Here is a 19,849-nt window from a genome sequence, read left to right as displayed (position 1 = left end):
TTAATCAATTCTGATAACTTCAATCCACAGCGTCAACTGACATAGCGTGCTAATAAAGCGAGTTCAGGGTTGACTGCGCCTAACGGGATTTTAACGACATGCCCTGAGCCGGGTGCAACTTCGATTTTTTCGCCTTTGAGATTTTCAATGTGGTCAATCATCAGATCCGCTGTGCCTGATGGCGTGATTAACTCGACTTTATCACCCACCGACAGTTTGTTTTTGATGATAACTTCTGACAGCCCTGTACTGGTGTCATAATCGACAATCTCACCGACAAATTTTTGGTTCGCATTGTGTGAAATATTCTCGATATAATTCTGATAGTCTTGGGTGTGATGGCGCTGAAAAAAACCATCAGTATAACCACGATTGGCGAGGTTTTCGAGCTTACCAATCAACGTTTCGTTAAACGCACGACCAGCTAGCGCATCATCAATCGCTTGGCGATAAAGTTGCGCTGTCCGCGCGACATAATAATGCGATTTGGTACGGCCTTCGATTTTTAGACAATCAACCCCCGCGTCGACCAGCGCATGCACATGCTCAATCGCACGCAAGTCTTTGGAATTCATGATGTAGGTTCCGTGCTCATCTTCGCTGATTTCCATTAGTTCACCTGGGCGGTTTTCTTCTTCGAGGAAGTAAATTCCATCGGCCCGTGGATCGCGATTACCTTGCGCTGGCATGCCACTTTCATCGCGACTAGATGATAAATTCGGCACCAAAACCTGCTCCGCTGATAGGGTGTTCGCCGCGCTAGCAGCGTCGTGCATTTCAGCTTCATTATTAGGCACATAAACCCCTTCGGTGTTTTCACTGCCTTCGATGGTTTTGTATTTCCAGCGACACGAATTCGTACAAGTGCCTTGGTTGGGGTCACGGTGGTTAAAATACCCCGACAACAAACAGCGACCAGAATACGCAATGCATAACGCCCCATGAACAAATACTTCGATTTCTAAATCAGGGCAGTAGTCTTTGATTTCTTTGATTTCGTCAATGGACAGTTCGCGTGACAAAATCACGCGAGAAACGCCCGCTGACTGCCAAAATTTAGCCGCCGCATAGTTAATCGTATTGGCTTGCACCGACAAATGAATTTCAACCTCAGGGAAAGCCTCTTTAACCAACATCATTAATCCAGGGTCGGCCATAATCAAGGCATCTGGGCCTAACTCAATCGTCGGGCGAATATCATCCATAAAGGTTTTAATCTTTTTATTGTGCGGGATAATATTGGTCGTCAAAAAAAAGCGCTTACCCAATTCGTGCGCACGGCGAATCCCTTTTTCTAAGTTTTCGCCAATAAAATCATTATTCCTTACCCGTAAGCTGTACCGAGGTGCGCCAGCATAAACGGCATCAGCGCCATAAGCTAGTGCGTATTCCATACTTTTCAGTGTGCCCGCAGGCGACAGGAGTTCTACTTGTCTATTCATATTTCTTAGTGTTTTACTCGGTTATTAAGGGTTGCATTATAAACCGAATGACCTCGTCTGCAAAAGACTTTGCGCGCCAAGTATTCGTCGCGGTAATATGCGTGGCATTTGGCAGTACCCAAAGCGCACAACGGGGGATGGTTTCGTGCATCGCCATCAATACTGAGAGTGGAACCAATGGATCACGATCGCCACAGATAAGTAGCGTATCGGATTGGATTTGCGCCAAATCCGCTAACGCATGGTTGTGGTCTGTGGTTTCTGGGTGTAGCACCTTCGACACGTTGGCAATGACACGTTGCCACGCATCACGACCGCCTTGTGGCAAATGCAATTCACTTAGCCAATTGTGTAGCCCAAATTTGCGCCAATACTCTGGGTCTGCCATGTGGTTGGTCTGCGCGTGGGTTGCATGATTTTTGCGGTGCGCGATGCGATAGACAATCAATTTATCGACCAAATTAGGGCGATGAATCGCCAACCACAAGGCAACTGCTCCCCCCATTGACGAACCGAGAAGATGGACTTTGCTAAGGCCTTCGGCTACTACCATGTCAGCAACCGCATTGCCCATCATCGCAACCGATAGCACCTCGTCATCTGCAATCGGTGATTGACCATGACCGGGTAAATCAGGAACGAGTAGATTAAATTTTTTGGACAACTGCGCAATTTGTGGCTGCCATTCAACGCCAGCCATGCCACCGCTATGTAAAAGCACGAGCGTATCACTGGTTGGCAATTCAAATTGTTTTTGATAATACATCAGACTTACCTATTGTAAATGCAAATAAAGCGCCAAATGCTAAGCGCCAAAGTTTACACATTAAAACCGAATGGATGCCCTATTAGGGACCATTTCGTGCTAAGACGACACATTGTTTTTGTGTTTACGTTGTTGGCGACGCCATTGTTTAAACGCTTGCAAGTACTTCTTTAGTTTAGCAACCACAATGCTGACGGGTTGCTCTTTACCGTGCAGTAGATAGTAAAGTGCTGGGTCATGCCGTACGATATAGTCGATTTGATTGCGGACACTTTTATCCGAAGCCAATAAAAAAATATCCCCGTTTTTCATCGGCGTGTTGGCTTTGGGTACGAGCTCAAACTTGCCGTCGCGAATCAACATTAGCGCCAGCACCTCAGGCGCTGGGTTTTCAAGCTCAGACAGCGGCGCAGGGTAAACATCTTGCAACCTGAGAATATTACCCGAGCTAACGTGTCGTGTAATTGCTGGTGCGTGTTCATTGTCGATTCGTAACAAATATGTATAAGGCACAGTCTGTCCAATCTGGGCTAATTGCTGACTAACTGTGTTTGCCCATGCCTCGTTTTCGTGACGTGCCAATCGAATAAATTGATACAAAGTCGGCTGTGTAATAAATGGCAAAATACGCCAAACCAACAAGCGTGATGCTTCCATCACAGAATCAATACCTGCACTTTGGAAAATTGCACGGTTACTGTCGCGATTCTGTAACGCAATTTGGTATAAATTCGGATTTAAGTTACGCGCCGTCATGATAATAGAAAAATTATTTGTATCATTGTCCGTACCTGCCACAATACCGACGGCATCACGAATGCCTGCGGCTTTGAGGGTTACGGCCTCGGTACCCGTGCCGATAACATGCTGTAGCGGGATTTCCTCTGGCGTAACAATGGTATAGTCTATCCCTTCGTATTCTAAAAACCTTGCCATCTCTTGACCAAACCGCCCAAAACCACAAATCACCCAATGTCCTTTGGGCGGGTGCATCGGTGCCGCAAATTGGCTACCTGGACGTTTGAGCAATGAATTAATTAGCTGCTGAACGCTGGGTTTTCTAAATGTCATACCAAATCCCTCGGCATAAATGCGTTCTGGATTAATCACATAATCGGTATCAAACGAAGTCGCATTTGCCATCGACTCTTTGCTGTGTACGCGACAAATGACTTTGATATGACTACGAATTAATTTAGCAGCGGCTGAAATTTTCACATTAACTGCATCGTTATTGGTAATCGCGATGACCGCACGACATTGCGGGTGTTCAATGCCAGCCATTTTGAGCGTATCAATCGCACTGGCGTCTGCCATGATAAACGGCGTTTTGTATGCGTTTGCGTCTAGTTCGAGCAAATTAATTCGTGCTTGGTCTTGATCGATGACCACGCACTGGTAGCCTTGTTTATTAAGCTGAGATAACAAAATAGCACCAGTCTCACCATAGCCACAAATGATATAGAATTTACTGTTAATCCGTTGAACACGCCGACTAAAACGGTGTTTCGCCAACGCAATCTTAAGCGCAGGATCTTGAAACAAAGAAATAATCTCACCGATGGCAAATAGCCAAGAAATCACCGTTAAGTAGATGCAAAATGAAACCCATAGCCGTTGCGTATCAGTAAAATCATACGGTATTTCGCCAAACCCAATCGTGGTTGCCACATAGCTGAAAAAATAAAATGCACGAAATATCGTGAAGTGCCATTCGGTTCCATCCTCATGCACACCAGGAATCAAGGCCAGTCCAGTAATCGCAATTGCATACGCCAAAATTAAGACAATGAGTGGCGCACGCATTCGTTTAAGAATGATATAAATAATCGGATGTCTAACGGCTTGCATAGGCGAGAATTAGGCGTGAATTAAGCAAATTTTAAAAATCAATTGGCTAATTGTTTAACGTCTACGAATACTAATAGTTTCATACAACAACAACGCCACTGAGGCAAAATTCGCTAACATTGCACCGCCTGCCATGGACACGATACTTGCCATCGTAGATGGATCAGGTTGACCGCCGACGGTAACACTATGCCAAGTCCATATCGCAATCGCAATCGCCATATGAAAATCCGCCACGAGGCTAGTCGCCAAAAAAATGGACCCTAGCTCAGAACGATCACCAAATTTGAGTATCGTTGCAATTAAACTCACAATAAATGCCGCACCAAGCTCCCATTTATGGTGGTGCAACGGATTGTCTAGCTCGCCCATCACAAACCCAAAGTTCAAGGTTAGTGCTAACACGATAAAAAATCCAAACCACGCTCTTTCTGTGTTCATTGAGTCTCCTCGTTTATTGCCAATTGGTCAAAAATTAGTTAGAAATTAGTCAAAAAATTCATGAGACAAACCCCAAAACACTTGCACCAACCACTTGCACCAACATTCATATTTTAAATATATATGTTTAAAGATATATGCGAAGTTGATGAATTAGCTCACATCTTAGGGTTATGTCTTTATAGTATCTGTTTATAGCCAGTGTATTATTTCGGCAAATCACCTTCGATGCCGTCGATAAAATAATTCATTTTCAATAGCGCCTCATCCGATAGGATTTCACCAGCAGCGACGACTGTCTCGCCGTCACGATTGATGATTGGTCCAGTGAAAGGGTGAAAGCTTTTGGCGGTAATTTCCGCGCGTACTGCCTCAGCTTGCGCGACGATATCGGCGGGAATATTCTCATTAAATGACGCTAGCTCGACCATCGTTGCGTCAAAGCCACGCCACGTATCTGTGTTTTGCCATGTGCCATCCAGTGCTGCTTGAACCCGCTCGATGTAATAAGAATCCCAGTCATCAATAATCGCCGTTAGTTGTTTGGTCGGCGCAAATTCACGCATATCGGTTGCATTACCCACGACCCAAATATCATTTTTTTCACCCGTTTGCGGCACAGCAGGCGAATCAACATGCTGCATCAATATGTCAACACCTGAGTTAACCAATGATTGAGCGGCTTCGGTTTCTTTGGCGGGATCATACCACGAGTTCACCCACACGACTTTGATTGTCACCGCTGGATTGACGCGACGCGCGCCTAACAAAGTCGAATTAATCCCACGAATAACCTCAGGAATCGGATAAGATGCAACATAGCCAATGGTATTATTCTCGGTCATCGCGCCAGCAAGCATCCCAGCGATATAGCGCCCTTCATAAAATCGCGAAGAATAAGTTGCTAAGTTTGTCTCACGCTTATAGCCTGTCGCGTGTTCGAATTTTACGTCGGGGAAACGTTTGGCAACCTTAACCGTCGGGTTCATATAGCCAAATGACGTGGTGAATATCAAACCATGCCCATCGTTTGCCAACTGCGTAATCACGCGTTCTGCGTCTGCACCTTCTTTGACGCTCTCGATAAATGTCGTTTTCACTCGGTCACCGAATTTCTCTTCGATGGCTTGACGCCCTTGGTCATGCTGGTAAGACCAACCAAAATCTCCGACGGGCCCGACATAAACAAACCCAATTTTAAGTGGCGTCTCTACCGATTCCTCGGTCGCACTGGCAAAGGTTAATGCAATACTCGATAACATCGCAAATAAGATTTTTTGTAAGCTGTTTAATGGCATATTTAATGGCATAATTTTCCTCAGACTCTGTATGATAAAAAAAAACAAAAAACTAACTATCGGGTGGGGTGAAACACTTTTCCCAAATCCGCAGGCGCATGGAATCGCCCACTGATTTTAGGATTAGAAATAATCACTAACACCAAAATAGTCACCACATAAGGTAGCATTGCCCACAACTGCGGCGCCACAAAAAACCATTGATTATTTTGCAGATTGTATTGTAACACACTTATGCTACCAAAAAGATACGCGCCAAACAACAGACGAACGGGGCGCCACGTGGCAAAAACAACCAGCGCAATCGCTATCCATCCTCTGCCTGCGGTTAATTCTTGTGTCCATAGATGCGGGGAAATCAATGACATATAAGCACCGCCCAATCCTGCCATCGCACCACCAAAGGCAATCGCCAAACATCGAATCAGAATAACTCGGTGCCCCAGAGCGTGCGCGGCATAATGATTGTCGCCAATGCCACGTAAGATGAGCCCCAATTTTGTTTTATAAAAAAACCAAACAACCAAAGCTAGCATCAAAAATGACAAATAAATCAACAGATTTTGATTAAATAAAACGACACCGAGCACGGGGATATCAGACAGATAAGGTATCGCCAAATTACCAAACCCATCGAATTGCTGCCCGACATATTTAGCCCCAATCAGTGAGCTTAACCCTGTGCCTAAGATAGCCACTGCTAATCCCGTGGCGACTTGGTTCGCCTTAAATCCCAACGCAAAAATAGCAAAAACCAAGGCTAACGAAACACCCGCCAATGCTGCACCAATAAAACAAAGCCATGGCGCCGTGCCCGACAGGGCGAGTATAAAGCCGACCACAGCACCCATTAGCATCATGCCTTCAACGCCCAAATTTAACACACCCGCACGCTCAACCACCAACACTCCAAGCGCCGCCAATAACAAAGGCGTGGAGGCATTCATAATGGTCAGCCACTCTGCCAGTATCACGATGACGCCGCCTGATTATTTTGGTTACTTTGGTTGCTTGAGTTACTCTGATAACCTGACACCCAAGCAAGCCGATACCGTGTTAGCACTTCTGTCATCAACAAAAACAACAGCACGCTGGCTTGCAACACATCACCAATCGCCCTTGAAATAACAATGTCATCACCGCTATTGGATAGTGCCAATTCCTGTGTATCAACAATTTGCAACACTTCTCCGCCCAGATAAGTCAAAGCGATGGCAAAGCCTGCAAAAAAAATACCAATAGGGTTTAGTCGCCCCAAAAAAGCCACAATAATCGCGGTAAAGCCATAACCCGGTGACACGCTAGGTACTAGCTGACCAATAATGCCAGTTACTTCAAACGCCCCAGCCAACCCAGCGCAAGCACCAGAGATTAAGAAAACAGTCCAGATGATTTTTTTCTGAGAAAAGCCTGCATAACGGACTGCCGCTGGCGCCATACCAATCAAGCGCACGCGGTAACCCAGCAAGTGTCGATTCAACAATAAGCTAGCCAGTATCACAATAACAGGGATTAAAAGCATGCCATAGTGCAGCCGAGTACCAGCCATCAAAGGCGGTAATGTCGTTGCACTAGAGAATAATTCGCTTTCAGGAAAGCCAAACCCAGTCGGATCTTTGAGCGGTCCATAGACTAAAAATTGCAATAATTGATACGCAACATACGTCAGCATTAAGCTGGTTAAGATTTCGTTGGTTTGCATATGGACCTTTAAAAAAGCGGGAATGGCCGCCCACAGCATACCAGCAAACACCCCGCACAAAATGACCACATAAATCACCCAAGCGCTTTCGCTTGTATTAAAAAAAAGTGCCGCAGCACTTGCTGCCATAGCACCACAAAATAATTGGCCCTCAGCGCCGATATTCCACTGATTGGCGCGAAAGCAAAAAGACAACCCAATCGCACATAAAATAATGGGGGCTGCTTTGACAGCAAGCTCGGCTACCCCTTGTAAATTCGCAAGCGGTGAAACAAAAAACACCAACAACGTTTTCACAGGATGCAACCCTAATAAATAAAATAACAAGCCGCCAAACAACACCGTTAACAAAGAAGCCACCACTGATCCTAAGTAGGCGATAAAATGACTTTTTTGTTCGCGCTTAATTAACTGTATCACTGAATATGACTCGCTAAAATTTTATCATCAGATAACGGATTACCTAGCATCATTAACCCAATATCCTTACCGGTAAGTATACTGGTTGGATAGCTGGGTGAAAGCTGCCCATCGTATATGACTGAGACGCGATTAGCAATCGCAAATACTTCATCCAAATCTTGCGATATCACCAAAATGGCACACCCCGATTTGGCTAAATCAATTAGGGTTTGCTGGATTTGACATGCCGCCCCTACATCAACGCCCCACGTTGGTTGCGCGGCTAAAATCACCTTGGGCGCTTGCTCTATTTCGCGACCAACGATAAATTTTTGCAAATTCCCACCCGACAACTCACTGGCCAGTGTTTTTTCGCTTTGTGCCTTAATCGAATAAGATGCCATGACTTTGTGCGCAAACGTGGTTGCTTTTTTCGTTAGTAGCCAGCCGCCTTTGGCTAGTTGCTGTGTCGTCGTCGCTGTCAGTAGCGTATTTTCAACCAAATTCATGTCAGAAACGGCACCATGACCCAAACGCTCTTCTGGCACATAGGAGATACCAATGCCTGCTTCTCGTCGCCTTGAAATAGGCAAATTCGCGATACCTTTGTCGTTAAAACAAATCGTGTTAGCGTCATGTAGCGGTATCTCACCTGACAACACCGACATTAATTCATTTTGCCCATTGCCTGCCAGCCCAATAATGGCATAAATTTCGCCTGCATTAATCGTAAAATTAATATCACGCAGCGACACCGCTGTGCCTTGACCAGCTAAATTTAACGAATTAACCGAATAAACAGGCTGTTGTTGGTTAGGGTTGTTATCCTGCAATGGGGTGTAGATTTTTTTACCGAGCATTAACTCAGCAATTGCTTGGCTGCTGTGTTCTCTCGGGTTAATTTCGGCAACGTGACGCCCTGCGCGCATAATCGTCGCCGAATGACAAAGCGCACGCACTTCATTGAGCCGATGGGAAATATATAAAATCGCACAGCCATCTTCGGCTAGCTGACGCAAGGTAACAAATAAACTCTCGACTTCCTGTGGTGTCAAGACTGAGGTGGGCTCATCCAAAATCAATAATTTTGAACGCTGCATTAGGCAACGTAAAATTTCAATGCGCTGCTTAACCCCTACTGACACCGACGAGACTAACGCGAGCGGCGGCACAGGCAACTTATAATGCCCAGAAATATCAATAATCTCATTAATTAATGTCGCACGATTATACGGCCGCGTTAGCGCTAGCGCAATATTGTCTAGCACGGTCATCCCTTCAAACAAAGAAAAATGCTGAAATACCATGCCGATGCCTAATTTTTTCGCATCAATCGGCGAGGTTATTGTGACGGGCTTTCCATCCCAATAGAGCTGCCCACTGTCTGGTCGAATAACGCCACTTAACATTTTGACAAAGGTTGATTTACCTGCGCCATTCTCACCGAGCAATGCTTTTATTTCCCCAGGGCGTATAGAAAAATCAACGCCGTCATTAGCCACATAAGAACCGAATCGCTTGGTCAGCGACGCAGAAACTAACTGCTTGCCATCAAATAAATCCGTTCTATCCAAAATGATTCGTCTGTTTAAAAGAAAAAAAGAAATCAATCCACCGCAATCAAACTCACCGTAAATCAACGCATAGTATAGCAAAAATTCGCGCATATTCACGCAAGTTATTTCATAAACTTTCATCGAATAAAGCCACTTTACGTCGCATTAATTATGGCGCTAAGCAATACTGTCCTTAGCTATTATTTGGAAAATAAATACAAATATAATATATCATTATGAGAGTTGGCTGTCTGATAAATGGGTTCTTTATTTGCCAGTATCTCAGGGAGCGCGCGTTTCCTATTTTTATTATAGGCGTAATAAAATGTGCGGATTTGCTGCAGCTCCGTGACAAAAGTTGGCGAAGCGGTGTGCTCTGGGTGACGCCCCGCGTAGTATAAAAAAGTCTCGTCGTTTGCATAAATGGGATAGTCGGTCAATGTGGCTTTGGCGTAGCTTCCTGCGGCTTTGATATGTGTTTTTGTGGGCCCAAAAATAATATAACCACTTGCAAAATAAGCCACTAAACACCAAATAATGACCAATGAAAAATGCCTTGGATATCGATGCGTTAATAGTTTTTTAAACACATAAGATAGCCCCAATGCTGCCAAAATAAAAATCAAAAAAACACTCGCAAAAAAATACAACCCTGAATACTCAGCGGCAAATACCCACAATAAAATAGCAACCAATATGTCGAAAATAAATACATAAATAAGCAAACTTAAATACGCAGAATGAACGACTTGATACTGTTTTTTTCGCCAAGCATAAAAAGCCAAAAGCCCACAGACTAACCCCAACGACATCATCATATGGATAAGCACAATACTTGTTGCACCTGAAAACACAAAAATCGCAGGAATCAGTCGGTCACTTTCGTCAAGCCACGCCGCATTATTTAACCGCAACCAATCCGATAACCGATTGGTTTGCCCAGCTATTTCGATAAAAAAGTGCAGCGGAGACTCACCGTGGTAAAGCGGAAATAACATCAACAAAATCATCACTGCCGCATAACAAACCAACGCGATAAAGACACTTTTACTGCGCCAGTCTTTAATCAAAAAAGCACCAAATGGAAAGAGCAGCAGCCAAAACCATGCGGCCAAACTGAGCTGACCAGCAAGCAGAAATAGCACAATCCAGATAATGCCTGTGAACACAGGACGCTCGCGATAAAACCGCAACAGAACATACACGCCAACCAACCAAATTAACCAATAAATCGGTTCATTCATTAGATAGGTGCGAAAATCATTGTAATTGGGGTGGCAAAGCACCAAAAAAAGCAGTATCCACTGCGTCAATAATGCTAACTGCAGGCGCTGTGTTATCAATAAAATCAACCCAATAATTCCTGCATGCACCACTAACAACAGCCCATACACCGAGGCAGTTAAAGACAGCCCCAAGCCATCATGCAACCAATGACCAACAACACCCAGTATACCGAATACTTCATAAGGCGACTGTGCTGGTTGCGTTAACTCCATTTGTTGCAGCTGCCACATGGGTAATAATGCTGCTCGATTAATGATGCCGTAGTCAGCAATCAGATAAACCCCTGAAATGACAGACAGCAGCATCCCAACCGCAATAGGATGGCGGTAAATCATTGGCAATAGGGTTTGACGAATATATTGCATTAGCTATCAAAAAAACCGTTAACGAAAAACATCAACGGCTTAGCAGGGCGTTTTAACCATCTGCACGATTGGTGGTATTCGTACAGGCTAGACACGAAATCCAAAAATTTTAATCCCCGTTTGGAAATCTTCAGGGCGTCTCATTTCGGCCGCAACCAGTGTTGCGATGCTTTCACCGACCGTAATATACGGGTATTTTGTCTGTACGAGCTGCTGACCATTCTGGGCGATTTTATGAATAAATTCTTTGTGGTTAGACAGCAATTCAAGTTTTTGTTGAAATTCGGTGTAATCTCTAAATAACACAATATTGTCTAAATCACTCAGCCCAATCGCCGCATTCTCCGTTTCACCTTGGTCAAACGCCATGACCATCACACCACAGGCCATTGCTTCAAAGGTTTTATGCAAATACTCTCCAGCACCGATGTCTGGGCAAACCAGCATTTGGATGCTATGCAGAAAGTTAACATACGCTGATTCGCTCAGTGCCTCTGCAATGACGGTATTCGGGTAATCTGCGATTAATTTTTTGATGAATTGGGCCTGTTGCTGCTGATGCGGGTATTTTTCGCTTTTAACAAATCGATTATTAATCAAGCCGATGTCAGTTTTACGTTTGCGGGTCACTTGATTAAACACACTACTGTTATAGCCTTTGGGGACCGCCCACGCGTCCAAACCATGCGCTTGGTATTTTTCCATCAAGTTATAACTGGTTAAAATAACACGCGCCCAAGGAATTTTTTTATAAAATTTCATGTGCTGGTCATGGCTTTCAACACTATCAAAAGACGTTAATCGATCGATAAAAACAAGCCCTGGCAAGGTCGCCAAAAATTTTAACTGAGACGTCAAATATTCAAAATGAAGATGCAAAACAATGCGATCATATTTTTCCGTCTCTACATGGCTATCAAAATAAGCGCGCAAATCAGATTCAGCCAGTTCATCCAAACGCCGCATATCCACCGAACCGATGGCTTTGTGGAAACCGATATACAAATCATTGTATATCTGAAAGGTATCTTCTTTAATTAAAATTAAGGTTTTCATTGGTTATGATATAAATTTACAACCGTCTGATTAACTGTCGTCTCGACAAATCACTTTTGCATAATGCAAATAGCATTCGAAACACTTACCTGCTTATCACTGCTTATCACTGCTTATCACTATTTATTACTACCCACAACACTTATCGTTATTACGTAGAATCACGCATCATTAGGCATCATTACGCACCATCGCTATCATTCGTTTCATTTTAGCCTGACACATCTCGTTTTATGATTTCAAAATCGATTTTTCCGCGTTTAATCTTTTGCATTTTTAATAACGTATTATTCACATCAAACCAAAGCTTAATCACCCGCTCGCCACCCGCTGCCTGCGTTAGCTGGACTTGGTTTGTGTTGGCTTGCTGGTCTAGCGTTGCCACATAAGTGCGCTGGTTGGTATCAGTCACCAAGATATACTCAGACCGCAATTGTCCTTTCGCTATATCTTGTTGAATTTGTAATATTTGTGTCAAGGGATCTTGGCCGCTTTGCATTAATGGTAATCGTTCATAGCCATCGGCTTCTCTTACCTCGAGCATATCATCGATAAATGCCACGCTCAGTAGCGGCTCGCCCGTTGTGTCACCGCCACTAGACAATGGGTAGCGCCCATACGACTCAGGGTAAAACTGGTTTGCTTTAATCACGCCAGCGGCTTTTTCTTGCATATCGTCAACCCCAAATAACTTTGCCACCCCGCTAGGGTACAACGCAAGGCTTACCGCATAAGTCGACGCATTTATTTCATACTGCAGTGCGGCTTTTCCCGCGTTTACGCCTTTGACAGTCACATCGTATTGCTGCGCCTGTGCCCAAGCAGACAGCAACAACAACGGCAATACAAAGCAATATTTTTTGGCTTTATATTTTTTAGCCTTTTGTTTTTTAATGGTGCTTTTTACAAAAACCACATCAAACCCCATTAAAAAACAACTGGTCTAATTTTTCACCTGGATCATCGTGGCGCATTAGGCTTTCCCCAACCAAAAACGCATAAATACCCATGGTATTCATTAACTCTACGTCTTCGCGTGAATGAATACCGCTTTCAGTGACAATAAGGATTTCTTTGGGAATTTGTGCAGCCAGCTCAAAGGTAGTCGTCAAATTCACATCAAATGTATGTAAATCACGATTATTAATCCCCACCATACGGATTGGCAACCCTGCGACCTTATCCAACTCAGCCAAATTATGCACTTCGACCAATACATCCATACCCAAATCATACGCTAGTCGCGTAAAGGTCAGCATTTGTGTTTGCGACAAACACGCGGCAATCAATAGAATACAGTCTGCGCCCATCGCTTTGGATTCATAGACTTGGTAAGCATCGATAATAAAGTCTTTACGAATCACGGGTAGTTGCGTTGCCTCACGCGCCTCCTCTAAATAGACTTCGCTACCCTGGAAAAATGACGCGTCCGTTAACACCGATAAACAAGCCGCTTGGTGGCGTTCAAAACTTTGTGCAATCTCAACGGGGGAGAAATTTTCACGAATCACACCTTGGCTGGGGGAGGCTTTTTTTATTTCTGCAATCACCGCGTTTTCATGTCGCTCGACCCGCTTTTGCAAATGCTCATAAAACCCACGCGATGGCCCGTTTAGTTCTGCCAACATATGCTCAACAACCGCCAACGGTATTTTTTCTGAACGCTCAGCGACCTCGGCTTTTTTGACTGCCACAATTTTTTCCAACAAGGTTGGCATTGCTGCTGCGGTGTTTGACTGGTTCATGTTGATGTTATTCTCCTAATTTTAATGCTTGCCATTTCACACGGCATACGAAACCTCGGTGTCCGCTATTATTGTTTATCATTCATTCAGTTGCCCGTATTTTCCACAACAGCGATGTCACCGCAGCGGCGCCACAATAGCGGTATTATTAATCACCACAAATAACCGCAAAATGTGCAGGTTACCCACGCCAAGCATGACAACAAGCAGGGCACAAGCAGGGCAACAAACAAGGCAACAAGCAGGACAAGACAAATTATTATACGATAGACCGCTCGCAAGTTTGTTTCGGCTAATTAAATTTAAACCGCCTGTGATTTAAACCGCCTGCGTAAACCGCGCATATTCGTTTAGCTTTGTCAAAGCTTGTCCCGCGTCCAAAATTGATCGTGCCGTCTCTATGGCACTAGGATAGTCGTCCGACAAGCCTGCCACCTGAATAATCGCAGCACTGTTTAATAAAATCATGTCATAGGCAGCCCCAGGTTGCCCAGAAAAGGCCGCCATAATCAAATCGAGGCTTTGCTGCGGGCTATTCACTCGCACGGCATCAATATCACGGTGGGATATGCCTAACGCTTTGGGGTCAATCTGATAGGCATTCATCGAATGGTTTGATAGTTCAACTACTTGCGTAGGCGCTGCGATAGAAATTTCATCCAACCCATCATCGCTGTGAACAACCATAACGCGTGTTTGCCCTAAGCGTTTCGACACATCAGCCATAGGCTGTAACCAAGCGGCATCAAACACACCTAGCACTTGGCGTTTGGCGCCAGATGGATTAGTCAGCGGCCCCAATAAATTGAATACCGTACGAATCCCTAACGTTTTTCGGGTGTTAATCACATGCTTCATAGCGCCGTGTAACTGAGGCGCAAACATAAACCCAATCCCAAACTTTTCAATACACTGCGTCATTTGATCTGGATTCAGCATCACATTAACACCGGCTGCTTCTAGCAAATCAGCACTACCTGACTTTGAGCTGGCTGCACGATTACCGTGCTTGGCAATCGTTACCCCAGCACAGCTTGCAACAATACTTGAGGCAGTCGATACATTAAAGACATTTGAGTGCGTACCACCTGTGCCTACGGGGTCGACCAAGTAGTCTTGCAAGTCACTGCGCACGTGGACTTTGGTACTAAACTCACGCATTACTTCAGCGCCCGCTTGAATCTCTGTCACGGTTTCGCCCTTGATGGTCAGCGCCGTTAAAAAAGCCGCATTCTCAATGTCGTTTGTCTGCCCTGACATCATGGCATGCATGACTGATTGCATTGCTTCATAAGTTAGGTCATCGCCATTGACCAATGTGCTAATTTGACTCTGTATCATATTCGCCAGCCTGTTTGTTTTTTATGATTTATTTTTTATATTTGATTACTATTTATTGTAGCACAAACACGGCCACGTCAACACTACCGCAACACTGCCCCAACTGTGTCTAACGACTAACGCGCTGGATTGACGCGATGGATTAATTCGATGGTTAAATCTGGATATTAGGCGCATTAGAATTAGACGCATTAGGATTAAGCACACTAGGGCTTGCACATTAATGCACATTGATGCACACCTGTCGCTATTTTCTATCAACTTATGATACGATATAGCGAAAAATTCACAACGACGCATAAAGAAACCATAAAACAAACCATAAACCACCTCAATAAAACCACTAACAAGACATATTGACAAAATGGTCGCCAGCCATTCAACCCTATGATGACAAATTTCCGCTATGACTATGCTATTTTTATCGGCCGTTTTCAGCCGTTTCACCAAGGCCATGCGTTTGTCTGCCAACGTGCCCTTAGCCAAGCCAAAAAACTCATTATTTTAGTCGGCTCGTCGGGCAATGCACGCTCGCTTCGCAACCCATTCACGTTTGAAGAGCGCCAACAAATCATCAACGACAGCTTACCACCCGAACTCGCAAAACGTGTCATTATTCAGCCATTACTCGACTACAAATATAATGACAAAGCATGGACCAAAGCGGTCAGTCAACAGATAAAAACCCGCACCAACCCAACCGACCACGTGGCACTGGTCGGTCACAACAAAGACGAATCCACCTATTACCTCGCGCTGTTCCCTGAGTGGGGTTTTTTAGAAGTTGGCAACCTCAAAGACATCCACGCCACCGACCTGCGAAATCGCTATTTTGCTTGTGAAAACCCCGCACACTTTCACCACCCAGCTATCTCGGCAACGACACAGCAATGGCTACAGCAGTTTAGCCTAACAGACTACTACCAATCGCTACAATCAACCTACCATGCTATCCAAGCATTCAAATCCGAATGGCAACAGACGCCTTACCCTGTAATTTTCACCACCGTTGACGCGCTGGTCACTTACCAAGGACAAGCCTTACTTATCCGCCGCAGAAATCATCCAGGCAAAGGCCTATATGCCTTACCAGGCGGTTTTTTGGATGGTGATGAAACCTTGATTAACGGTGCCTTACGCGAGCTTTTCGAAGAAACACAAATCACGCTAAATAAAAAAACCTTACTCGCACGCCTAAAAAATCATGCGGTTTTCGATGACCCTAACCGCTCAGTACGCGGACGCACGATTACCTACTGTTATCATTTTGATTTATCAGACCTAGAGGCGATACCCAGCGTTTGTGCCAATGACGATGCCGCAGAAACCCACTGGCTACCCATCACAACATTAAAGCGCGACCAGTTTTTCGAAGACCACTATTTTATTATACAATTTCTACTCGCTCGAACCCACACCGCGGAGCCAACCACATGAATATCAACCCTATTTTAAATATTGATTCTTACAAGGCCTCTCATTATTTGCAATACCCACCGCAAACAGAATATGTATCCAGTTACCTAGAATCTCGTGGTGGGAAATATGCCGATGGCGTATTTTTTGGGCTACAGATATTTCTTAAACAATACCTTTGCCAGCCAATTACAGCAGCAAACATCGACGAAGCAGAAAGCATCCTAACCGCCCACGGGCTGCCTTTTTGTCGCGAAAACTGGACCTATATTTTAAACAAACACCAAGGCTACTTCCCGTTACGTATTCAGGCCGTCCCCGAAGGCTATATTATCCCAACGCAGAATGTGCTTTGCCAAGTCATTAATACGGATCCAATGTGCGGCTGGTTAACCAGTTATATCGAGACGGCTTTATTGCGTGCCATCTGGTATCCAACCACGGTTGCCACGATTTCTTGGCACTGCCGACAAGTGATTTACAAATACCTGCTGGAGACGGCAGACAACACCGATGGCATTGACTTCAAGCTCCATGATTTTGGCGCACGCGGTGTCAGCTCAACCGAGAGCGCCGCCATCGGCGGACTGGCTCATTTGGTCAACTTCAAGGGCACCGACACTGTCCCTGCCCTTGTTTTGGCGCAATCAATATACGGCGAATCTATGGCGGGATTCTCCATCCCAGCGGCAGAACACTCGACAATGACCGCATGGGGGCAATCCCGCGAAAAAGAAGCCTACGAAAATATGATAGACACCTTTGGCGGCAAAGGCAAAGCCGTTGCCGTTGTCTCTGATTCGTATGATTTATGGCATGCAATCGACCATATTTGGGGTGAATTACTGCACGATAAAGTCACCAATAATCAAGGAACCATCGTCATTCGCCCTGACTCTGGCGATCCTGTACGCACCTCATTAGAAGCCATTGAGCGACTCATGGATAAATTCGGCTACCACATCAATAGCAAAGGCTACCGTCAGCTTCCTGACTACATCCGCCTTATCCAAGGCGATGGCATTAACGCTGAATCATTAGGGCATATCTTAAAAACCTTGAAAAACAACAAAATATCTGCAGAAAACATCGCCTTTGGCATGGGCGGATCGTTGCTGCAAAAGATGAACCGAGACACCATGCGATTTGCCATGAAGGCCAGCTATGCCTGCGTTGCAGGCCAATGGCGAGATGTATTCAAAGACCCCGTGACCGATAGCGGCAAACGCTCAAAACGTGGCCGCCTCGCTTTAATCAAAACCGAAACTGGCTACAACACCATTCGCCAAGAAGACCTCAAACCTGACCAGCAAGACGAACTCACCGTGGTTTTCGAGAATGGACAACTCACCAAGGCATGGTCTTTGGAAACGATACGCCGCCGTGCGCAAGGCGTCATTGATTTTTAGCCAAACCACGCTATCGTCTATTTAGCTGTCATCTACTTGCTGTCATCTACTTGTTGCCATGTATTAGTTGTCATGTATTTGAATCAAATAGCCGAAAAAATATGCAAAAATTGCAACGTTACCCTCTGAAGTAATAATGAAGTAATAGCAATCTGATAATAAAAAAAAACAGAGGGGTGTATGAATAGACATCCGTTAATTATTGACTATTCAGCTTGATTTTTTCACTAATCACACGATAATTAAACTATAATTAACCTACATCAGTACATATTAATTACACACTACATACACATTACACAACATCATTAACCCGTTAGCTAGGAGACAGCAACATGATAAACAAAAACCAATGGGGGCTATTACCCCTGTGTGCCATTGCACTCAGCACAGCCTTTAGCGTCCATGCCGAAACCGGCACTAATACTGAGACTAATGTTGAGGCTGATGCATCAAGCTTTACCCTACAGGCCGATGTGCGTAGAATTTCAAGCGATGATTTGATTCAACGTAAATTACTCGGCAACACCATTATCCCCAAAATTGTCAACGGCACCAATATCAACCCATCAGATGCCCCGAATTTTGTTAGCGTCATTATCAATGCATCAAACGGCGGATTCCTTTGTGGCGGCACCTTGCTTGATGCTCGTCATGTCCTCACTGCTGCACACTGTGTGTCTAACGGCGGTGGCGACAACGCGCCTGCTGGCATTGTCTTTGCGTTAACCTCACCTAATGGAAGCAACAATGGTGCGTTAGTTTACGATGAATCGTATAGCGCCAGTGCAGTGATTGTTCACCCCAGCTACGCCAACCTCATCAACAACGATATTGCCATTATCCGTTTGAACACCGCCGTTGCAGGCTTTAGCAATGCCAATAAGACCATACTCAACAACGCCACGGCTAACCTAGACAATACCACGGGCACGGTTATTGGCATGGGCACTACCAGCACTGGCGGCGACTTATCGAACAGTCTACAGCGTGTTGACTTACCCATTAGACGTGATGCTGTCTGCCGTAACGTGTATGGATTCTGGCGGGACACGCTAGTTTGCGCAGGTTATAGCGACGGCACACGCAAAGACTCGTGTCAAGGCGACAGCGGTGGCCCACTTAATGTCAACCGCAATGGACAAAATGCACAAGCGGGTATTGTCAGCTTTGGTTCTGCTGCAGGCTGCGCTGGTGGCGACCCTAGCGGATACACCCGTGTTAGTTCGTATATCGACTTTATCAAAACGCACGCGCCCAATGCCGTTGTGCTTGGTGAAGAAAGCGCTAGCCCTCGAATTTCTAGCGTCTCAGGATTATGGTATGACCCGAATTACAGCGGATCTGGCTTTAATGCAACACGCCCAACAGCAAACAAGCTATTTATGTACCACTATGGCTACACTGCTGATGGCAATGGCGACACCAAATGGTTCTACCTAGAAATTGATTTGGACGACAACACCGTGCAAGTTGCAAAACCCTATGCCGCCAAAGCGTACACAGGTTTTTCAGGCAACGGTGCAAGCTTCACCCAAGCACCTAACAGCCCACCAGGCATCCAAGACTGGGGTAACGCAACCGTCACATTTAATAGCTGCAACAGCGCCACAGCGGTACTCAATGGCGAAGATGGTCAACTCTCTTATAATCTCGTGAGATTAGGTTTTGAGTTTGGCAACGAGTGTCAGGTTAACTAGGCTTAACTAAGCTTTACTCAACACAGTAAAGCACCAAAAAAAATAGGCCCACTTCGGTGGGCCATTTCTTTA

At 45.0% G+C, this 19,849-nt stretch carries 16 protein-coding genes; 3 read left to right on the top strand and 13 right to left on the bottom strand.

Going from position 1 to position 19,849, the window contains the following annotated elements:
• Window positions 1-32 precede the first annotated feature (32 nt).
• From trhP to trpD, 13 genes are all read right to left on the bottom strand, one after another.
• The gene (trhP, locus tag GCU85_RS00260; protein ID WP_152808153.1) at window positions 33-1,442 is read right to left on the bottom strand and encodes a prephenate-dependent tRNA uridine(34) hydroxylase TrhP; all 1,410 of its coding nucleotides are present in this window, start codon (window positions 1,440-1,442) and stop codon (window positions 33-35) included.
• A gap of 13 nt (window positions 1,443-1,455) precedes the next feature.
• A complete protein-coding gene (locus tag GCU85_RS00255) occupies window positions 1,456-2,208 on the bottom strand; it encodes an alpha/beta fold hydrolase (RefSeq protein WP_152808151.1) in 753 nt (250 codons plus the stop codon).
• Window positions 2,209-2,307: 99 nt separating this feature from the next.
• Window positions 2,308-4,059 (bottom strand): potassium channel family protein, encoded by a 1,752-nt coding sequence (locus GCU85_RS00250; protein WP_152808149.1) that lies wholly within the window; start codon window positions 4,057-4,059, stop codon window positions 2,308-2,310.
• Window positions 4,060-4,113: 54 nt separating this feature from the next.
• The gene (locus GCU85_RS00245) at window positions 4,114-4,500 is read right to left on the bottom strand and encodes a DUF6394 family protein (protein ID WP_152808147.1); all 387 of its coding nucleotides are present in this window, start codon (window positions 4,498-4,500) and stop codon (window positions 4,114-4,116) included.
• A gap of 206 nt (window positions 4,501-4,706) precedes the next feature.
• Window positions 4,707-5,810, bottom strand: coding sequence for a BMP family ABC transporter substrate-binding protein (locus GCU85_RS00240; RefSeq protein WP_152808145.1), 1,104 nt, complete (start codon window positions 5,808-5,810; stop codon window positions 4,707-4,709).
• Between the two features lie 44 nt (window positions 5,811-5,854).
• Window positions 5,855-6,745: an ABC transporter permease gene (locus GCU85_RS00235; RefSeq protein WP_152808658.1), complete on the bottom strand. Its 891-nt coding sequence runs from the start codon at window positions 6,743-6,745 to the stop codon at window positions 5,855-5,857.
• Between the two features lie 23 nt (window positions 6,746-6,768).
• The gene (locus tag GCU85_RS00230) at window positions 6,769-7,920 is read right to left on the bottom strand and encodes an ABC transporter permease (protein ID WP_218110437.1); all 1,152 of its coding nucleotides are present in this window, start codon (window positions 7,918-7,920) and stop codon (window positions 6,769-6,771) included.
• A complete protein-coding gene (locus tag GCU85_RS00225; RefSeq protein WP_218110436.1) occupies window positions 7,917-9,599 on the bottom strand; it encodes an ABC transporter ATP-binding protein in 1,683 nt (560 codons plus the stop codon). Before GCU85_RS00225 ends, GCU85_RS00230 begins: the two co-directional genes overlap by 4 nt.
• Before the next feature lie 59 nt (window positions 9,600-9,658).
• Window positions 9,659-11,110: a hypothetical protein gene (locus tag GCU85_RS00220; RefSeq protein ID WP_152808143.1), complete on the bottom strand. Its 1,452-nt coding sequence runs from the start codon at window positions 11,108-11,110 to the stop codon at window positions 9,659-9,661.
• An 87-nt stretch (window positions 11,111-11,197) separates the two neighbouring features.
• Entirely contained in the window at window positions 11,198-12,166 is a 969-nt protein-coding gene (locus GCU85_RS00215) for a glycosyltransferase (protein ID WP_152808141.1), read from the bottom strand.
• A gap of 211 nt (window positions 12,167-12,377) precedes the next feature.
• Window positions 12,378-13,082, bottom strand: a complete 705-nt coding sequence (locus GCU85_RS00210; RefSeq protein ID WP_152808139.1) for a hypothetical protein — start codon at window positions 13,080-13,082, stop codon at window positions 12,378-12,380.
• Between the two features lies 1 nt (window position 13,083).
• Window positions 13,084-13,911, bottom strand: a complete 828-nt coding sequence (gene trpC / locus GCU85_RS00205) for an indole-3-glycerol phosphate synthase TrpC (protein WP_152808137.1) — start codon at window positions 13,909-13,911, stop codon at window positions 13,084-13,086.
• A 318-nt stretch (window positions 13,912-14,229) separates the two neighbouring features.
• The gene (gene trpD, locus GCU85_RS00200) at window positions 14,230-15,252 is read right to left on the bottom strand and encodes an anthranilate phosphoribosyltransferase (protein ID WP_152808135.1); all 1,023 of its coding nucleotides are present in this window, start codon (window positions 15,250-15,252) and stop codon (window positions 14,230-14,232) included.
• A 387-nt stretch (window positions 15,253-15,639) separates the two neighbouring features.
• Between trpD and GCU85_RS00195 the strand changes: the two genes are divergently transcribed.
• The 3 genes from GCU85_RS00195 to GCU85_RS00185 all read left to right on the top strand — a co-directional run bounded on the left by GCU85_RS00195 (window position 15,640) and on the right by GCU85_RS00185 (window position 19,777).
• A complete protein-coding gene (locus GCU85_RS00195; RefSeq protein ID WP_152808133.1) occupies window positions 15,640-16,689 on the top strand; it encodes a bifunctional nicotinamide-nucleotide adenylyltransferase/Nudix hydroxylase in 1,050 nt (349 codons plus the stop codon).
• Window positions 16,686-18,077 (top strand): nicotinate phosphoribosyltransferase, encoded by a 1,392-nt coding sequence (locus GCU85_RS00190; RefSeq protein WP_152808131.1) that lies wholly within the window; start codon window positions 16,686-16,688, stop codon window positions 18,075-18,077. Before GCU85_RS00195 ends, GCU85_RS00190 begins: the two co-directional genes overlap by 4 nt.
• 335 nt (window positions 18,078-18,412) lie before the next feature.
• Window positions 18,413-19,777, top strand: coding sequence for a S1 family peptidase (locus GCU85_RS00185; protein WP_152808129.1), 1,365 nt, complete (start codon window positions 18,413-18,415; stop codon window positions 19,775-19,777).
• Window positions 19,778-19,849 lie beyond the last annotated feature (72 nt).

Origin of the sequence: Ostreibacterium oceani, from assembly GCF_009362845.1 — a bacterium.
Classification (GTDB): Bacteria; Pseudomonadota; Gammaproteobacteria; order Cardiobacteriales; family Ostreibacteriaceae; genus Ostreibacterium; species Ostreibacterium oceani.
The sequence above is the reverse complement of the archived record's forward strand: the minus strand, read 5'-3'. Positions and strand labels throughout refer to the sequence as shown.

Excerpts from the sequence above, each read along its gene's own strand:
- trhP (WP_152808153.1), bottom strand. The coding sequence starts at position 1,442 with ATGAATAGACAAGTAGAACTCCTGTCGCCTGCGGGCACACTGAAAAGT.
- GCU85_RS00255 (WP_152808151.1), bottom strand. The coding sequence starts at position 2,208 with ATGTATTATCAAAAACAATTTGAATTGCCAACCAGTGATACGCTCGTG.
- GCU85_RS00250 (WP_152808149.1), bottom strand. The coding sequence starts at position 4,059 with ATGCAAGCCGTTAGACATCCGATTATTTATATCATTCTTAAACGAATG.
- GCU85_RS00245 (WP_152808147.1), bottom strand. The coding sequence starts at position 4,500 with ATGAACACAGAAAGAGCGTGGTTTGGATTTTTTATCGTGTTAGCACTA.
- GCU85_RS00240 (WP_152808145.1), bottom strand. The coding sequence starts at position 5,810 with ATGCCATTAAATATGCCATTAAACAGCTTACAAAAAATCTTATTTGCG.
- GCU85_RS00235 (WP_152808658.1), bottom strand. The coding sequence starts at position 6,745 with ATGAATGCCTCCACGCCTTTGTTATTGGCGGCGCTTGGAGTGTTGGTG.
- GCU85_RS00225 (WP_218110436.1), bottom strand. The coding sequence starts at position 9,599 with ATGAAAGTTTATGAAATAACTTGCGTGAATATGCGCGAATTTTTGCTA.
- GCU85_RS00220 (WP_152808143.1), bottom strand. The coding sequence starts at position 11,110 with ATGCAATATATTCGTCAAACCCTATTGCCAATGATTTACCGCCATCCT.
- GCU85_RS00215 (WP_152808141.1), bottom strand. The coding sequence starts at position 12,166 with ATGAAAACCTTAATTTTAATTAAAGAAGATACCTTTCAGATATACAAT.
- trpC (WP_152808137.1), bottom strand. The coding sequence starts at position 13,911 with ATGAACCAGTCAAACACCGCAGCAGCAATGCCAACCTTGTTGGAAAAA.
- trpD (WP_152808135.1), bottom strand. The coding sequence starts at position 15,252 with ATGATACAGAGTCAAATTAGCACATTGGTCAATGGCGATGACCTAACT.
- GCU85_RS00195 (WP_152808133.1), top strand. The coding sequence starts at position 15,640 with ATGATGACAAATTTCCGCTATGACTATGCTATTTTTATCGGCCGTTTT.
- GCU85_RS00190 (WP_152808131.1), top strand. The coding sequence starts at position 16,686 with ATGAATATCAACCCTATTTTAAATATTGATTCTTACAAGGCCTCTCAT.
- GCU85_RS00185 (WP_152808129.1), top strand. The coding sequence starts at position 18,413 with ATGATAAACAAAAACCAATGGGGGCTATTACCCCTGTGTGCCATTGCA.